Source organism: Pseudosulfitobacter pseudonitzschiae, from assembly GCF_900129395.1.
Taxonomy (GTDB): Bacteria; Pseudomonadota; Alphaproteobacteria; order Rhodobacterales; family Rhodobacteraceae; genus Pseudosulfitobacter; species Pseudosulfitobacter pseudonitzschiae.
Genome location: NZ_FQVP01000005.1, coordinates 235,902 through 250,306 on the forward strand (window position 1 = coordinate 235,902; position 14,405 = coordinate 250,306).

Below are 14,405 nucleotides of genomic sequence, written 5' to 3' on the forward strand. Positions count from 1 at the left end.
AGACTTCGAAAACAAGGGGACAGACATGGCAGGAACGTCATCGGTTCTGGAAGACAACAGTTTGCTCAGCAGGCTGGACAGGGCTTTGGTGCCCGTTGAGTGGTTTTTTGCGTTGATCAGCGGCATCGCCGTCTTTTCGCTGATGTTTCTGGCGGTCTGGTCGGTCCTGGGGCGCAAGTTCTTTGGCAGTCCGCTGATGGGCTATGTCGACTATATCGAAACCGCGATGCCCTTCATCGCGATCATGGGTGTGTCCTATGTGCAGCGCAGCGGTGGGCATATCCGCATGGACATGCTGGTCGGCGCGCTTTCAGGACGAGCCAAGTGGCTGTTCGAATTGATTTCGGTCCTGTTCATACTCGTTCTGATCATCGCGTTGATCTGGGGCAGCTGGGCGCATTTCGACCGCTCGTTCGATTGCGCACGGCCATTCTGCAGCCGCGACAGCTCCATCGACATCGGCCTGCCGCTGTGGCCCAGCAAGCTGATCGTTCCGATGGCGTTTTCAGTGCTGGCGCTGCGGCTTGTGTTGCAAGCGTGGGGATATGCCCGCGCACTGGTGCTGGGGCTGGAAAGTCCGGTGGCGGTGCCGCTGATCCTGACGGTGGCCGAACAGGCCAAACTTGAAGCCGACGCGCTGGGAGACGACTGATGGATCCGATTACAATTGGTCTGTGGACCACTGGCGGCATGTTGGTGATGGTTGTTCTGGGGATGCGCGTGGCCTTTGCTGCCGGTCTGGCGGGTTTTGCGGGGCTCTTCTGGCTGCGCTGGAACGGCTTTGACTATGACCCGGACCGCATTGGCAAGGCGCTGGAAATCAGCGTCAAGATTGCGGGGCAGGTGCCCCATTCCAAAGTGTCTTCACAGGCGCTTAGCCTGATCCCGACCTTTATCCTGATCGGCTACCTGGCCTATTATGCCAAGCTGACGACCGCCTTGTTCGAGGCTGCCAAACGCTGGATTGCCTGGGTTCCCGGAGGGCTGGCGGTCTCGACCGTTTTTGCCACCGCAGGCTTTGCCGCCGTGTCGGGCGCATCTGTGGCCACGGCGGCGGTCTTTGCCCGTATCGCCATCCCCGAGATGCTGAAGATCGGATATAACAAGCAGTTCGCGGCGGGTGTGGTCGCTGCGGGGGGTACGCTGGCCTCGCTGATCCCGCCCTCTGCCATCCTTGTGATCTATGCGATCATCGTCGAGCAGGACGTTGGCAAGCTGCTGCTGGCCGGGTTCATTCCCGGGGCCTTCTCGGCCGTGGTCTACGCAGTTCTGATTATCGGCATCGCAATGGTGTTCAAGAACGTCGGTCCACCGGTCAGCGGTTTCACATGGCGTGAACGGTTTGAATCCCTGCCGCCCGCCTTGCCCATCGTGGCGGTGGTCGTGATCATCATCTTTTTCGTCTATAACCCTTTTGGCGAGGCATGGGGCACCCCGACCGAAGGTGGGGCCGTGGGGGCGTTCATCGTGTTCCTGATGGCGCTCTATCGTGGGATGCGCCTGAACCAGCTCAAGGATGCGCTGATCGAAACGGCCAAGCTGACGGTGATGATCTTTACCATCATCTGGGGCGTGCTGATCTATGTGCGGTTTCTGGGCTTTGCCGACCTGCCGGGGGCCTTTGCCGACTGGATCACCTCGCTGGACATGGCGCCAATGCTGATCCTGATCTGCATTCTGCTGGCCTATGCGGTGCTGGGCATGTTCATGGACGCCATCGGCATGCTGTTGCTGACCTTGCCCGTGGTCTATCCGGCGGTGATGGCGCTGAACGGTGGAGAGCTTGTTTCCGCCGCGGACAGTGCCTTTGGTATGTCGGGGCCGATGTGCGCGATCTGGTTCGGCATTCTGGTGGTGAAAATGGCCGAATTCTGCCTGATCACCCCGCCCATCGGTCTCAACTGCTTTGTCGTGGCCGGCGTGCGCGACGATCTGACCGTGCAGGACGTGTTCCGGGGCGTCACACCGTTCTTTCTGGCGGACGCGGTGACCATCGGCCTGCTGGTGGCCTTCCCAAGCATCGTGCTGTGGTTGCCGTCCCTGGCGGGCTAGACCCGGCTTGCAGCGAAAACAAAGGCCCGCATCAAGTTGCGGGCCTTTTTCGTTCCGGATCACCGCATCGCACCAGACCGAACAGCGGCAGAGCCTGTGTCACGACGTTGGCGTCTGTTGGTGTGTCAGGCGCAGCCATTTCGTGTCGTCCTTGAGATAGGTCGAGGTACACAACGCCTCGTACAGCGGTATGTCGCCGCGTTCCGCCGAGACGCGGTAGGCCAGCACGGCGATATTCCCCTCAACAGACAGGACCTGTTCACTCATGACGACCGAGCGCCAACGCTGCGCCACATCCGCCTCGCGCCACAGCGCATCGCCGCTGAGGATGCCCGTGGGGTAGGGGAATACAAAGACCGCGTTTTTGGCCGACATGTTACGTGCGCTGTCCGCGCCTTGGGTCCAGAACCGTTCTTCCTGGTCCCACAGGGTGGCTTCGATGGTCATGCAATGTCTCTTTTCGATTGAAAATGATAGTCGCCGCAATCCGGCGGCGCATTGCCCGGGCTCCATTGCCAATGGCCGGAGTGGCGGGGTATCTGAACTGTCTAGCACGGCAGTGGCAGGGGAGTCATGCGCTTGTGCCGACGGGCAGGTAGCACAGATCCGGTTTGAAGCCCTGCGCGCTTCACTTTATGGGGGGCTGGTCTGCCCACGGGCAGGCGCATACGATCGCCTGAAATGGCCGTATCTGCTGTTTGCGAAGGTCAGGAGACCGAAGAGATGACCCATACGTCAGCCGCAAGGGCCGCGAAACTGTCCGTAGCCCCCATGATGGACTGGACCGATCGCCATTGCCGCTATCTGCACCGTCTGCTGTCGGCGCATGTGTTGCTCTATACCGAAATGGTCACGTCCCCCGCATTGGTGCGGGGCGGGGCTTTGCATTTGCTGGACCATCATGGGGACGAGCATCCCGTGGCGTTGCAGCTGGGTGGGTCTGATCCCACGGAACTGGCCCAGGCGGCGCGGATCGGGGCGGCCGCGGGGTATGACGAGATCAACCTGAACGTCGGTTGCCCATCGGACCGTGTGCAATCGGGCACTTTCGGGGCGGTGCTGATGCGCCAGCCTGCGCTGGTGGCCGACTGTGTGCGGGCCATGCAGGACGCGGTGGACATCGAGGTGACGGTAAAATGCCGCATCGGTGTTGACGAACAAAACCCCGCCGACGTGCTGCCTGAATTCCTGTCACAGATGGTGGGGGCAGGCGTCGAACGTGTCGCGATCCATGCGCGCAAGGCGTGGTTGCAAGGGCTCAGCCCCAAGGAGAACCGCGACATTCCTCCGCTGGACTATGATCTGGTGCGTCAGATGAAGGGGCTGTTTCCCAATCTGCACATCTCGGTCAATGGCGGGATCACGTCGCTGGAGCAGGCGGTTGAATTCCTTGACGGGGGTTTGGACGGGGTCATGGTGGGCCGTGCGGCCTATCACCAGCCGTCGGATATTCTGAGCACGGCAGACCGGCGGATATACGGCACCGGCACCGATACTTCAGCTGAACAGGCCGTTGCAGGAATGCTGCCCTACATCGAGGCGCATCTGACCGAAGGGGGCCGCCTGCATCAGGTCACCCGCCATATGCTGGGCCTGTTCGCGGGTCGTCCCGGTGCGCGTGGCTGGCGGCGGGCGCTGTCCGAGGGGGCGCATCGTGACGGGGCGGGGCCGGAACTGGTGGAACAGGCGCTGACTCACATCACCCAGGCAGCCCAGGCGCAAAGCGCCTGAGCGGATCTCAGGAACGAGCTTACGTCGCGCGCACGCGTCGGGGCAGGGTGAACAGGGTAAAGCTCATCGCCACCACGCCACATATCGCAATCGCCGCCAGCATCGGCAGGACCGTACCGTCAAAGAACGGCCCCGCGGCTGCAATCATCAGCCCGCCTGCGAGCATCTGCAAGGTGCCGCCCAGCGACGACGCCAGCCCCGCGCGCTCGCCATGTGCATCCAGCGCCAGCACCATCGTTGTGGGGATCACCACGCCCAGGCAGGCGTTGGCGCAGAACAATCCGGCGATCACAACGGGCAGATTCTCAAAGCCCGAGGCCACGACCAGCAACAACAGCAACACAAAGAACGTGAACCCGGTCACACCCATCCGCACCAGCGGGCGCATCCCAAACCGTTCGCCCAAGGGTGCGGCCATCTGCGAGGCCGAGAAGAAGCCGATGGCGTTGACCGCGAAGGCCAGTGAGAATTGCGTCGGCGTCAGGCCGAATTCCTGTACATATACAAAGGGTGCAGAGGCGATGAACACAAAGAAGCTGGCCATGCCAAAGCCGCCGATCATCGTCAGTCCCATGAACCCGCGATCCCGAAACAGGATGCCAGCGTTCTGGAGCAGGGTCTTTATCCGAACCGGCGTGCGTTTTTCGACTGCAAGGGTTTCACCCAGCGATACGCCCATCACCACGGCGGCAATTGCCGCAGCACAGGCCAGCACCGCAAAAACTGCGCGCCACGATCCAAGCGAGATCACCAGGCTGCCCGCCAGCGGCGCCAGCATGGGCGAGACAGACATCACCAGCATGACCATCGCCATCAGCCGCGTGGCCTCGTTCCCGGTGTGCAGGTCGCGCACGATGGCGCGGGGCATGACCATCATCGCAGCCCCGCCCAGACCCTGCACGGCACGCCATCCGGCCAGCGCCTCGACCGACCCGGCCAACGTGGCGCCGACCGACCCGATAAAGAACACGCCGAGCCCCAAAAACACCGGCAGACGGCGGCCCGTCTGGTCTGACAGCGGTCCATAGACCAGCTGCGCCACGCCCAGCGACAGGAAATACGCGGTCAAAGTCATCTGGACCGCAGGTTCGTCGACACCGAAATCGGCAGCGATATTGGGCATTGCGGGCAGATACATATCGATCGCGAACGGCCCGATCATGACCAACAGTCCCAGTACAAGTGCGATGCGCAACATCGGTCTCTCCGTCAGTGAATGGGTTTCGCGCGGCCCTGCCGCATTGCAGCATGGACATACGCCCGTGTTTTCTGATTGCCAAGGCAGGCTTTGAACTTGTGGCTGCGCGCCAGCTGCGATTTACCTGTGCGCACACACACCAAATGGGACTGACAAGATGCCTGATACCACGCTTTTGCTGGAAATGCTGATCATGCTGATGATCATTGGGGCCTTTGCGGGCGTTCTAGCAGGCCTCCTGGGCGTCGGCGGGGGCATCGTTTTGGTGCCTGCATTCTTTTATGCATTTCATACACTTGGCTATGACGGACCGCAATTGATGCAGATGTGTCTGGCCACGTCGCTGGCGACGATCATCGTCACCTCGCTGCGGTCGGTCCACAGCCACAACAAGAAAGGCGCCGTCGACTGGACGATCCTGCGCGGCTGGGCGCCGGGAATCGTGATCGGCGCGGTTCTGGGAATGCTGGCCGTGTCGCAGCTGCGGTCATCGACCCTGCAGGGGATATTTGGCTTTTTGGCGCTGGTCGTCGGGCTTTACATGGGCTTTGGCCGCGCTCACTGGCGGCTGGGCGAGGAGATGCCCAAAGGACCAAAACGTTGGGCATATTCGCCTTCGGTGGGCTTCTTGTCAGTGTTGATGGGCATCGGCGGCGGCAGTTTCGGCGTGCCGCTGATGAGCCTGCACAACGTACCGATCCACCGCGCGGTGGCAACTGCTGCGGGCTTTGGCCTGCTGATCGCGGTGCCATCGGTGATCGGCTTCCTGTTTGTCGACATGACCATGCCTGTGCCACCGCTGACCGTCGGCGCGGTGAACTTTGTGGCCTTTGGCATCGTCATCGCCATGACGCTGATCACCGCGCCCTGGGGTGTGAAGCTGGCCCATGCGATGGACCCCAAGCCGCTGAAGCGCGTGTTTGCCGTATTTCTGGTGCTGGTCGCGCTGAACATGCTGCGCAAAGCTTTGGGATACTGAGACCTGCAAAGGCAGGGCGGAAATCGCGCAAGATCCGCCCGGCCTGCTGCGGTCAGGCCGTTTCAGGCAGCGGAAAGACCTGGTCGTAGGCCCAATTGAAGACAAAGGCATAGACCAGGTAAAACACGACAAAGGCAACGTCCATGACCAGCGCCTGCCACAGTCCGATATCCAGGTAGAGTGCTATCATCGGAAGTGTGACCAGCAGCAAGCCCAGCTCGAACATCAGCGCATGGACGATCCGTATGAAAACGGTCTTGTGCACACTGCCCCGCAGGCGTTTCAGGGCGCGGTCGAACAGCAGGTTATAGACGTAGTTCCATAGGGTCGCCATGGACGCGGCAAGAATGGCAATAACGCCGATATGTTGGGCGTCCATGCCAAAGCCAATCGCGCCCAGGGGAACGACCAGCAAAAGGCCGATCACTTCAAAGCTCAGTGCGTGGCGAATACGGTCGGGGGTGGTGCGCATGATCTTCTCCATCTGAAGGCCGGGTCGTCCCGGATATTTTCCCGATGGGGGAGGTCGTCCTCGCTGCGTGTTACCTATGCAAACACGGGATCGAAATCAAGCCCGAGGCTATTGCCGATTCAACCGTGCCGCACGGCCCCCGCGCCGTCCTTTCGGCGCAACCTTCCGGTTCGGCAATTCGGCCATGATCGCCGCGCGTTCCTCGGGGGTCATCCGCGACCAGCGGCCGATTTCGTCGATGGAGCGTGCACAGCCCGTGCACAGGCGTGTCTCGGGGTGCACCACGCAGATGCGCACGCAGGGGCTTTCGATCTCGTTCCGGGTCCAGACAGGTTCGGTCATGGGGTGTCCTCAGCTTGCCGCGCGCAATACGCGCAAACGGTCCAGCAGTCCTTGGAGAATATAGGCGGCCGCCACGTGGTCGATCACCTCCGAGCGACGCTTGCGTGTCGTATCCGCCTCAAGCAGTGCACGCTCGGCGGCGACGGTGGACAGGCGTTCGTCCCAGAACGTCACAGGGCCATCCCACAGCTTTTCGAAATTGCGGGCAAAGGCGCGGGTCGACTGACAGCGCGGCCCTTCCGAGCCGTCCATGTTGCGCGGCAGGCCCAGAACGATACCGCCGACCGAACGGTGGGCGATGATCTCTTGCAGGCGGGCGGCGTCCAGACCGAATTTCTTGCGCCGCACGGTTTCCAACGGTGAAGCCACGGACCAGAACGTGTCGGAAACCGCCACGCCAATGGTCTTGTCGCCCAGGTCCAGTCCGATCAGCGACCGCATCGGGGGCAGGGCGGCCAGAAAGTCGGCGGTGTCGTCGTATATCATTCCAAACCTGCCTGTTCTGCCGCACCGGTCAACGCGTCCAGCGCGGCGGGATCGCCGGCAAAGGTGGCGCGGGCGTCCACCAGGACCGCGCGGGCGTCGTCAAGCCGACCCAGAACCGACAGCGCCGTGATCAAGCGCGCCCATTCGGTTGCCGGACCGCCCTCGGTTGCCAGCCGGTCGGACAGCGACGATACCATGCCCTCGATCATCTGCATCCGCTCTTGTGGTGTCATGGCGGCGGCGTTGTCCATATCCTGCTGGCTGGGGCCGCGCTGGTCGGCCTCTGCGGGCTGCGGCGGGGTATAGCCGTTCACACCGGCGATTTCGGCCAGTTCGGGAATGCGCGCACGGATCGGGGCCATCCAGGGCGCGTCCTGCGGGCCTGCACGCAAGAGACCGTCCCAAACGCGAAAGCCCAGATCGGGCCGCCCGGTCTGAATCAGCATTTCACCCCAGTAAAACCGCGCCGATCCGTCCGTATCGTCAATGTTCAGCGCCCGGCGCAGCGCATCCTCGGCGCTTGGCGAGACATAGCCGCCCGCCGCATAGATCAGCAATTCCGCCAATGTGGTCAGATCAGCGACACTGGCGTCGTCGCCTTTCAGCCGAACCACAGCCGCCTGCGCATCGGCGGCGAGACCATAGTTGCCCAACCGCGCCTCGGTCTGGGCCAGAAGGATGTGACCTTGCAAATCGTCAGGACGCCCTGCAACCGCCGCGCGCAGCTGTTCGATCAGTGCGGCGTATTCGGCGTTGTTCTCTTGCGTCTGGGGCGCCGGGGGCTGTGCCGCTTCGGCCTGTTCCTGCGTGGGGCGGTCCGCGCGGCGCTCTGCCGCCATCTCGATCCTCGATTTCAGGCTCAGGTCGCCATAGCCGGGCGCGCCAAGCTTCCAGTACAGCATGCCACTGCCTACCAGCAAAAGCGCACCCAGTCCCAGCGCCAGGCCGACGCTGCCGCGACCTGCCTTGGCATCATCGGGCAGCCGCGCATCGGCATCTGCGGCCAGAATACGACGCGACACTTCGGTGCGCACCCGCGCGGCATCCTCGGCGTCGATCGTGCCACGGGCCAGATCGCGTTCGACTTCTGCCAGCTGATCGCGGTAGATTTGCACGTCATAAGAGGCCGCCGATTGTGCCTGTGCGCGGCCTGCGCGCAATGCAGCCGCCAGCAACGCCGACACCACAAGTGCCAGCCCCGCCGCGATGATCCCGAAACCCCAGATGTCCATATCAGCCTTCTTTGTTGCCCCTTGGGGTGTACCCAAGCCGGCCTGCCATAAAAAGGGGCAAAAGGCCGCGCCCCGTCTGTGGCGACAGCAATTTTCGCAGGTGTCGCAAACCTGTTAAAAAGTGCCGCCGTGAGTATCCTTTCAAATCGCAGTCTCAACCAATACAGAACCAGCCGATTGCCTAGCCCCGAATCCTGTCAGGACCGTGCCCATGAAACGTTATTCAGCCTTTGCCATTGCCCGCGAGGCCATGCGCCACCACACCGGTTGGAACCGCGCCTGGCGCGATGCGCAACCGAAACCTAAATACGACGTCATTATCGTCGGCGCAGGCGGACATGGGCTGGCCACAGCCTATTACCTGGGCAAGAACTTTGGCATCACCAACGTGGCGATCCTTGAAAAAGGCTGGCTCGGTGGCGGCAACACAGGCCGAAACACCACGATCATCCGGTCGAACTATCTGCAAGACCCGTCGGCAGCGATCTACGAGAAGTCGCGCAGCCTGTACGAGACCATGAGCCAGGACCTGAACTATAACGTCATGTTCAGCCCGCGCGGTCTGATCATGTTGGCGCAGACCCATCACGAGGTGCGCGGCTATCAGCGCACGGCACATGCCAACGCGCTGCAAGGGGTCTCGACCGAGTTCATCAGCCCCGAGCGGGTCAAGGAACTGGTTCCGATCATCAACATCGACGGGCCGCGTTATCCGGTTCTGGGCGGCCTCTATCAGGCCCGCGGCGGCACCGCGCGGCACGATGCGGTGGCCTGGGGCTATGCGCGGGCCTGTTCCGACATGGGCATGGACGTGATTCAGCAATGCGAAGTGACCGCCGTGCGCACCGAAGGCGGCAAGGTCACCGGCGTTGACACCACGCGCGGGCCTATCAATTGTGACAAACTGGGTGGCGTCGTTGCGGGCCATTCGGGGCACCTGTGCGATATGGCTGGTTTCCGGCTTCCCATCGAATCCGTGGCCTTGCAGGCGCTTGTGTCCGAGCCGATCAAACCCTGCATGGACGTGGTCGTGATGGCCAACACCGTGCACGGCTATATGTCGCAATCGGACAAGGGCGAGATGGTCATCGGTGGCGGCACCGACGGCTACAACAATTACACCCAGCGCGGCAGCTTCCACCATATCGAAGAAACCGTCCGCGCGCTGATCGAAACCTTTCCGATGGTGTCGCGCCTCAAGATGCTGCGCCAGTGGGGCGGTATCGTGGACGTGACGGGCGACCGCTCGCCGATCCTGTCGAAAACACCCGTCGAGGGGATGTTTATCAACTGTGGCTGGGGCACCGGCGGGTTCAAGGCGATCCCCGGGTCCGGCTGGGCCATGGCCGAGCTTATGGCCAAGGGACAATCGCCCCTGACCGATGAATTCTCCATGCACCGCTTCCGCGAAGGCAAGTTCATCGACGAAAGCGTCGCCGCCGGGGTGGCCCACTGATGGCAGCTTTGGCAGATTCTCGCCGCTGCGATCTGCGGCTCAGGAACCAAATCAAACGTACCCACGTTCTCCTTGCAACGTTGATCAAGCAAGGAGACGACCAATGGCCGAATATGAAACAACCCGCACCACGACCAATGAGCCTGTCCACTCGACCACAACAACGACCCGCTCGGGCGGCAGCGGCGGTGTCGCCTTTGTCGTCGGCGCGCTTGTCGTCGTCGTCGGTGTTCTGGCCTATGTCATGTTCGGTGGCGATGTCGACACGTCCAGCGGCGCGAATGATGTCAATGTCACCATCGAAGGTGCCGGCGACGCAGCCAATGACGCAGGTCAAGCCATCCAAGGTGCTGCCGAAAGCGCAGGCGACGCCGTTGAAGGCGCAGCCGACAGCGTTGGCAACGCAGCCGACGAAGCCACAACCGGCAACTAAGCGCGCCTCCGGCGCCGATTTCAACACGCATCCTGGTAAGGGCGCGCGCATTCATGCGCGCGCCTTTGTCATGTCCGCATATCAAAACGAGGCCTGCCCATGCTGATCCTGACCTGTCCCTGTTGCGGCGTGACCGGCGAAGAAACCGAGTTCCACGCAGGCGGCGAAGCGCATTTGAAACGACATGGCCCCGGCTCGACCGCGGATCAGTTCGAAGAGTATTTGTTCATGCGCGAAAACCCCAAGGGCGTGCATTTCGAACGCTGGCGCCACGTTTACGGCTGCGGCAAGTGGTTTCATGCCGCGCGCAGCACAACCACGCTTGAGGTCTACGGCACCTATGCGGCCCAGACACACGAGCCGCCCAAAGACCTGCGTGACACAATCAGCAAAAAAGTCCCTGGCTGGACATGGAGAGAGTTTCAATGAGCACCCGTCTTGCCACAGGCGGTCGCCTGTTGAACAAATCCCGCGCCGTGAGCTTTACCTTTAACGGTCAACACATGACGGGTTACGAGGGCGACACGCTGGCCTCGGCGCTTCTGGCCAATGACCAGATGCTGGTCGGGCGCAGCTTTAAATACCACCGTCCGCGTGGCATTGTCGCCAGCGGAGCAGAAGAGCCGAACGGGCTGGTCAATCTTGGACTGGGGGGCCGGTTCGAGCCGAACCAGCGCGTCACCACGACCGAGCTGTTTGACGGGCTGACTGCCAAAAGCCAGAACCACTGGCCCAGCCTTGAATTTGATGTGGGCGCCATCAACGCCCAGATGTCGCGGTTCATGCCTGCGGGGTTCTATTACAAGACGTTCATGTACCCGCGTCCGCTGTGGAAACATGTCTACGAGCCATTCATCCGCAAGGCTGCCGGTCTGGGCGCCGCGCCGAAAGAGCGTGACGATGACACATATGAACATTTCTACGCCTTCTGCGATGTTCTGGTGATCGGCGGCGGTGTGGCCGGTCTGCAAGCGGCCAAAGCTGCTGCAGACACCGGTGCCCGCGTGATGCTGATCGAACAGACGGCGCATTGGGGCGGGCGTGCCCCGGTGGACGGCGGCGAAATCGCAGGCAAGCCTGTGGATAACTACGTGGATGAAACCGTCGCGGCCCTTGAAGCCATGGACAACGTCACCTTGCGCCGTCGCATGATGGGGGCGGGCGTTTATGACCACGGTTATGTTCTGGCCTATGAGCGTCTGACCGATCACGCGCCGGACATGACCGGCCCGCGTCACCGCCTGTGGCGCATCCGTGCCGGGCACATCGTGACCGCCACAGGGGCCATCGAACGCCCGCTCAGCTTTGCCGGAAATGACATTCCCGGTGTCATGCTGGCTTCAGCCGTGCGCGATTATGTGACCAATTTCGGCGTCTCGCCCGGGGATCGCACGGTTGTTGTGACGAACAACGATAATGCTTACCTTACGGCAATCGCCTTGAAACACGCGGGTTTGGACGTACCGGCAATCCTGGATGCGCGGGTGTTGCCCACCGACAGCGCACTGATGGCGCAGGCCAAGGCGTTGGGCATTCGCGTGCTGATGGGTCACGGTGTCTCGACCGTCATGGGCGGCAAGCGCGTGACCGGTGTTGCCGTGTGTTCACAAGCGGGCGAAGGTTCCATTTTGGAAACAATTCCATGTGACGTGGTTGCCATGTCGGGTGGTTGGTCGCCAGTGGTGCACTTGTGGTCCCATTGTGGTGGCAAGTTGACCTGGGATACGGCTCAGGCCGCGTTCAAACCGGATGTGGACAAAGCTCCGACAGGTGCGGACGGCAAAGCCTTTGTGACTGCCGCAGGCAGTGCCAGCGGGGCGCTTTTGCTGGCCGATGTATTGTCGAACGCAGATGCCGCAGGCCAGGCCGCCGCGACCTCGACAGGCCACAAGACAGCCCGCAACGCCTCTGCCGCACCCGAAGCCAGCCACACCCCCGAGGCCCCGATGGCGCCCGTCTGGCTGATGCCGCAGGGGGCAGGGATCAAGCTGCGCAGCAAGGCGTGGCTGGACTATCAGAACGACGTGAAAGTCAGCGACGTGCAACTGGCGGCGCAAGAGGGCTTTCATTCGGTCGAACATGCCAAGCGCTATACCACTCTGGGCATGGCAACGGATCAGGGCAAGCTGAGCAATATCAACGGTCTGGCGATCCTGTCGGACAGTCTGAACCAGCCGATCCCGCAGACCGGCACCACCACGTTCCGCCCGCCCTATACGCCCATTTCCATGGGCGCTATCGGCGGCGAGGCACGTGGCGATGTGTTCCAGCCTATCCGCCGAACGCCCATGCACGACTGGCACGACGAAAACGGTGCCGAATGGGAACCCGTGGGACATTGGCGCAGGCCATATGCCTATGTCCGCAGCGGTGAAAGCACCCATGATGCGGTGATGCGCGAGACCAAGAACACCCGCGAAAACCTTGGCATGCTGGACGCCAGCACGCTGGGCAAGATCATCGTGCGCGGACCGGATGCAGGCAAGTTCCTGGACATGATGTACACCAACATGATGTCCACGCTGAAACCCGGCAAATGCCGCTATGGTCTGATGTGCGACGAGAACGGCTTTTTGATCGACGACGGTGTGGTTGCACGCATCGACGAGCACACATGGCTGTGCCACACCACCACGGGCGGCGCTGAGCGTATCCACGCCCATATGGAGGAATGGCTGCAAACCGAATGGTGGACGTGGCAGGTCTACGTGGCCAACGTGACCGAACAATACGCGCAGATCGCCGTGGTCGGCCCCAAGGCGCGCGAAGCCTTGGAGCATCTGGGCGGCATGGATGTCAGCGCCGAGGCGCTTGGCTTCATGGATTGGGCCGACGGCACGCTGGGTGGCTTTGACGTGCGCGTCTACCGGATCTCGTTCTCGGGCGAGCTGAGCTATGAAATCGCGGTCCCTGCGTCGAAGGGACAGGCGCTTTGGGATGCGTTGATGGCGGTTGGTGCCGGGTTGGGCGTGATGCCCTATGGCACCGAATGCCTGCACATCCTGCGCGCCGAAAAGGGCTTTATCATGATCGGGGACGAAACCGATGGCACGGTAATCCCGCAGGATCTGGGCCTGCACTGGGCGATTTCGAAGAAAAAGGACGATTTCATCGGCAAACGCGGCCAGGAACGCAGCCATATGGTCGACCCGACCCGCTGGCAGCTTGTGGGGCTGGAAACCGTCGATGGATCGACCCTGCCGGATGGGGCCTATGCCTCGGCCGAGGGCACCAACGCCAACGGCCAGCGCGAGACCCAAGGCCGCGTGACCTCGACCTATCATTCCCCGAACCTCGACCGGGGGATTGCCATGGGGCTGGTGCTGAACGGGCCGGACCGCATGGGCGAGGTTCTGACTTTCCCCGGCACGGACGGCAAAGAGTACAAGGCCAAGATCGTATCACCCGTTTTCTATGACCCCGAAGGGGAGAAGCCGAATGTCTAACATCGTCAGTGCGTTGAACCAGAAAACCTATGCGGACGGCATCGCCGAAGTGCGCGAGATCGGCTTGCAGGGCATGATCACCCTGCGCGGCGACACGGCCAGCACTGCCGTCAAATCCGCCGCCACGGACGTCGCAGGTGTGGACATGCCTGCGCCCAACCAGGTCAATTGCGTTGACCAGCGCGGTATCTGCTGGATGAGCCCGGACGAGTTGCTGGTGCTGTGCCCCTATGAGACGGTCGCGGACAATCTTGCGAAAATGCGCAAGAGCCTGGACGGTGCCCATGCGTTGAGTGTGGACGTGTCGGACGCCCGCGCGGTCTTTGACCTGAGCGGCCCACATGCCCGCGAAGCACTGGCCAAGCTGGTGCCGGTTGATCTGTCGCCTGACGTGTTCAAGGAGGGTATGTTCCGCCGCAGCCGCATGGCACAGGTCCCGGCGGCCTTCTGGCTGCACGCGCCCGATACGTTCCGCATCATCACCTTCCGCAGTCAGGCGCAATATGCGTTCGACCTGCTGAAAGTGGCGGTACAACCGGGGTCCGAGGTCGGGTTCTTCTAAATCAGATCAGGGGCGG

General features: G+C 62.0%; 15 protein-coding genes. 9 read left to right on the forward strand and 6 right to left on the reverse strand.

Features of this window, described 5'->3' with window-relative positions; genetic code table 11:
- Positions 1 to 25: 25 nt before the first annotated feature.
- On the forward strand, positions 26 to 652 hold the full coding sequence (locus BUC08_RS15730; RefSeq protein ID WP_037925761.1) for a TRAP transporter small permease subunit: 627 nt from the start codon (positions 26 to 28) through the stop codon (positions 650 to 652).
- On the forward strand, positions 652 to 2,052 hold the full coding sequence (locus BUC08_RS15735; RefSeq protein ID WP_037925759.1) for a TRAP transporter large permease: 1,401 nt from the start codon (positions 652 to 654) through the stop codon (positions 2,050 to 2,052). Before BUC08_RS15730 ends, BUC08_RS15735 begins: the two co-directional genes overlap by 1 nt.
- A 99-nt stretch (positions 2,053 to 2,151) precedes the next feature.
- Here the strand turns inward: BUC08_RS15735 and BUC08_RS15740 are convergent, their stop codons facing one another.
- Positions 2,152 to 2,499: a hypothetical protein gene (locus tag BUC08_RS15740; RefSeq protein WP_037925757.1), complete on the reverse strand. Its 348-nt coding sequence runs from the start codon at positions 2,497 to 2,499 to the stop codon at positions 2,152 to 2,154.
- 276 nt (positions 2,500 to 2,775) lie between these two features.
- On the opposite strand from BUC08_RS15740, the gene dusA reads away from it, so the two are divergent.
- Positions 2,776 to 3,783, forward strand: a complete 1,008-nt coding sequence (gene dusA, locus BUC08_RS15745; RefSeq protein ID WP_037925755.1) for a tRNA dihydrouridine(20/20a) synthase DusA — start codon at positions 2,776 to 2,778, stop codon at positions 3,781 to 3,783.
- A gap of 19 nt (positions 3,784 to 3,802) precedes the next feature.
- On the opposite strand, the gene BUC08_RS15750 is transcribed toward dusA, so the two are convergent.
- Positions 3,803 to 4,981 (reverse strand): multidrug effflux MFS transporter, encoded by a 1,179-nt coding sequence (locus BUC08_RS15750; protein WP_037925753.1) that lies wholly within the window; start codon positions 4,979 to 4,981, stop codon positions 3,803 to 3,805.
- A gap of 157 nt (positions 4,982 to 5,138) precedes the next feature.
- Between BUC08_RS15750 and BUC08_RS15755 the strand changes: the two genes are divergently transcribed.
- On the forward strand, positions 5,139 to 5,960 hold the full coding sequence (locus BUC08_RS15755; protein ID WP_037925751.1) for a sulfite exporter TauE/SafE family protein: 822 nt from the start codon (positions 5,139 to 5,141) through the stop codon (positions 5,958 to 5,960).
- A gap of 52 nt (positions 5,961 to 6,012) precedes the next feature.
- Here BUC08_RS15755 and BUC08_RS15760 read toward each other — a convergent pair whose 3' ends face one another.
- The 4 genes from BUC08_RS15760 to ccmI form a co-directional block, all read right to left on the reverse strand.
- A complete protein-coding gene (locus tag BUC08_RS15760) occupies positions 6,013 to 6,432 on the reverse strand; it encodes a PACE efflux transporter (RefSeq protein WP_037926317.1) in 420 nt (139 codons plus the stop codon).
- A 108-nt stretch (positions 6,433 to 6,540) separates the two neighbouring features.
- Complete coding sequence (locus BUC08_RS15765; RefSeq protein WP_037925749.1) at positions 6,541 to 6,774, reverse strand: DUF1289 domain-containing protein; 234 nt, start codon at positions 6,772 to 6,774, stop codon at positions 6,541 to 6,543.
- 9 nt (positions 6,775 to 6,783) lie between these two features.
- Complete coding sequence (gene ruvX / locus BUC08_RS15770) at positions 6,784 to 7,260, reverse strand: Holliday junction resolvase RuvX (RefSeq protein ID WP_037925747.1); 477 nt, start codon at positions 7,258 to 7,260, stop codon at positions 6,784 to 6,786.
- On the reverse strand, positions 7,257 to 8,492 hold the full coding sequence (gene ccmI, locus BUC08_RS15775) for a c-type cytochrome biogenesis protein CcmI (protein ID WP_037925744.1): 1,236 nt from the start codon (positions 8,490 to 8,492) through the stop codon (positions 7,257 to 7,259). The genes ruvX and ccmI overlap by 4 nt, the downstream gene beginning before the upstream one ends.
- Positions 8,493 to 8,703: 211 nt before the next feature.
- Here ccmI and BUC08_RS15780 point away from each other — a divergent pair, with 211 nt between their 5' ends.
- The 5 genes from BUC08_RS15780 (at position 8,704) to BUC08_RS15800 (ending at position 14,389) form a co-directional block, all read left to right on the forward strand.
- The gene (locus BUC08_RS15780; RefSeq protein WP_037925743.1) at positions 8,704 to 9,948 is read left to right on the forward strand and encodes a sarcosine oxidase subunit beta family protein; all 1,245 of its coding nucleotides are present in this window, start codon (positions 8,704 to 8,706) and stop codon (positions 9,946 to 9,948) included.
- A gap of 103 nt (positions 9,949 to 10,051) precedes the next feature.
- Entirely contained in the window at positions 10,052 to 10,381 is a 330-nt protein-coding gene (locus BUC08_RS15785) for a hypothetical protein (RefSeq protein WP_037925741.1), read from the forward strand.
- 99 nt (positions 10,382 to 10,480) lie between these two features.
- The gene (locus BUC08_RS15790; protein ID WP_037925739.1) at positions 10,481 to 10,810 is read left to right on the forward strand and encodes a sarcosine oxidase subunit delta; all 330 of its coding nucleotides are present in this window, start codon (positions 10,481 to 10,483) and stop codon (positions 10,808 to 10,810) included.
- Positions 10,807 to 13,827, forward strand: coding sequence for a sarcosine oxidase subunit alpha family protein (locus BUC08_RS15795; protein WP_037925735.1), 3,021 nt, complete (start codon positions 10,807 to 10,809; stop codon positions 13,825 to 13,827). The genes BUC08_RS15790 and BUC08_RS15795 overlap by 4 nt, the downstream gene beginning before the upstream one ends.
- Positions 13,820 to 14,389 carry a sarcosine oxidase subunit gamma gene (locus tag BUC08_RS15800; RefSeq protein WP_037925732.1) on the forward strand — a complete coding sequence of 190 codons (570 nt, stop codon included), beginning with the start codon at positions 13,820 to 13,822 and terminating at the stop codon, positions 14,387 to 14,389. The genes BUC08_RS15795 and BUC08_RS15800 overlap by 8 nt, the downstream gene beginning before the upstream one ends.
- Positions 14,390 to 14,405: the final 16 nt, after the last annotated feature.

Coding starts and splice junctions, on each gene's coding strand:
- BUC08_RS15730 (WP_037925761.1), top strand. CDS start 26: ATGGCAGGAACGTCATCGGTTCTGGAAGACAACAGTTTGCTCAGCAGG.
- BUC08_RS15735 (WP_037925759.1), top strand. CDS start 652: ATGGATCCGATTACAATTGGTCTGTGGACCACTGGCGGCATGTTGGTG.
- BUC08_RS15740 (WP_037925757.1), bottom strand. CDS start 2,499: ATGACCATCGAAGCCACCCTGTGGGACCAGGAAGAACGGTTCTGGACC.
- dusA (WP_037925755.1), top strand. CDS start 2,776: ATGACCCATACGTCAGCCGCAAGGGCCGCGAAACTGTCCGTAGCCCCC.
- BUC08_RS15750 (WP_037925753.1), bottom strand. CDS start 4,981: ATGTTGCGCATCGCACTTGTACTGGGACTGTTGGTCATGATCGGGCCG.
- BUC08_RS15755 (WP_037925751.1), top strand. CDS start 5,139: ATGCCTGATACCACGCTTTTGCTGGAAATGCTGATCATGCTGATGATC.
- BUC08_RS15760 (WP_037926317.1), bottom strand. CDS start 6,432: ATGCGCACCACCCCCGACCGTATTCGCCACGCACTGAGCTTTGAAGTG.
- BUC08_RS15765 (WP_037925749.1), bottom strand. CDS start 6,774: ATGACCGAACCTGTCTGGACCCGGAACGAGATCGAAAGCCCCTGCGTG.
- ruvX (WP_037925747.1), bottom strand. CDS start 7,260: ATGATATACGACGACACCGCCGACTTTCTGGCCGCCCTGCCCCCGATG.
- ccmI (WP_037925744.1), bottom strand. CDS start 8,492: ATGGACATCTGGGGTTTCGGGATCATCGCGGCGGGGCTGGCACTTGTG.
- BUC08_RS15780 (WP_037925743.1), top strand. CDS start 8,704: ATGAAACGTTATTCAGCCTTTGCCATTGCCCGCGAGGCCATGCGCCAC.
- BUC08_RS15785 (WP_037925741.1), top strand. CDS start 10,052: ATGGCCGAATATGAAACAACCCGCACCACGACCAATGAGCCTGTCCAC.
- BUC08_RS15790 (WP_037925739.1), top strand. CDS start 10,481: ATGCTGATCCTGACCTGTCCCTGTTGCGGCGTGACCGGCGAAGAAACC.
- BUC08_RS15795 (WP_037925735.1), top strand. CDS start 10,807: ATGAGCACCCGTCTTGCCACAGGCGGTCGCCTGTTGAACAAATCCCGC.
- BUC08_RS15800 (WP_037925732.1), top strand. CDS start 13,820: ATGTCTAACATCGTCAGTGCGTTGAACCAGAAAACCTATGCGGACGGC.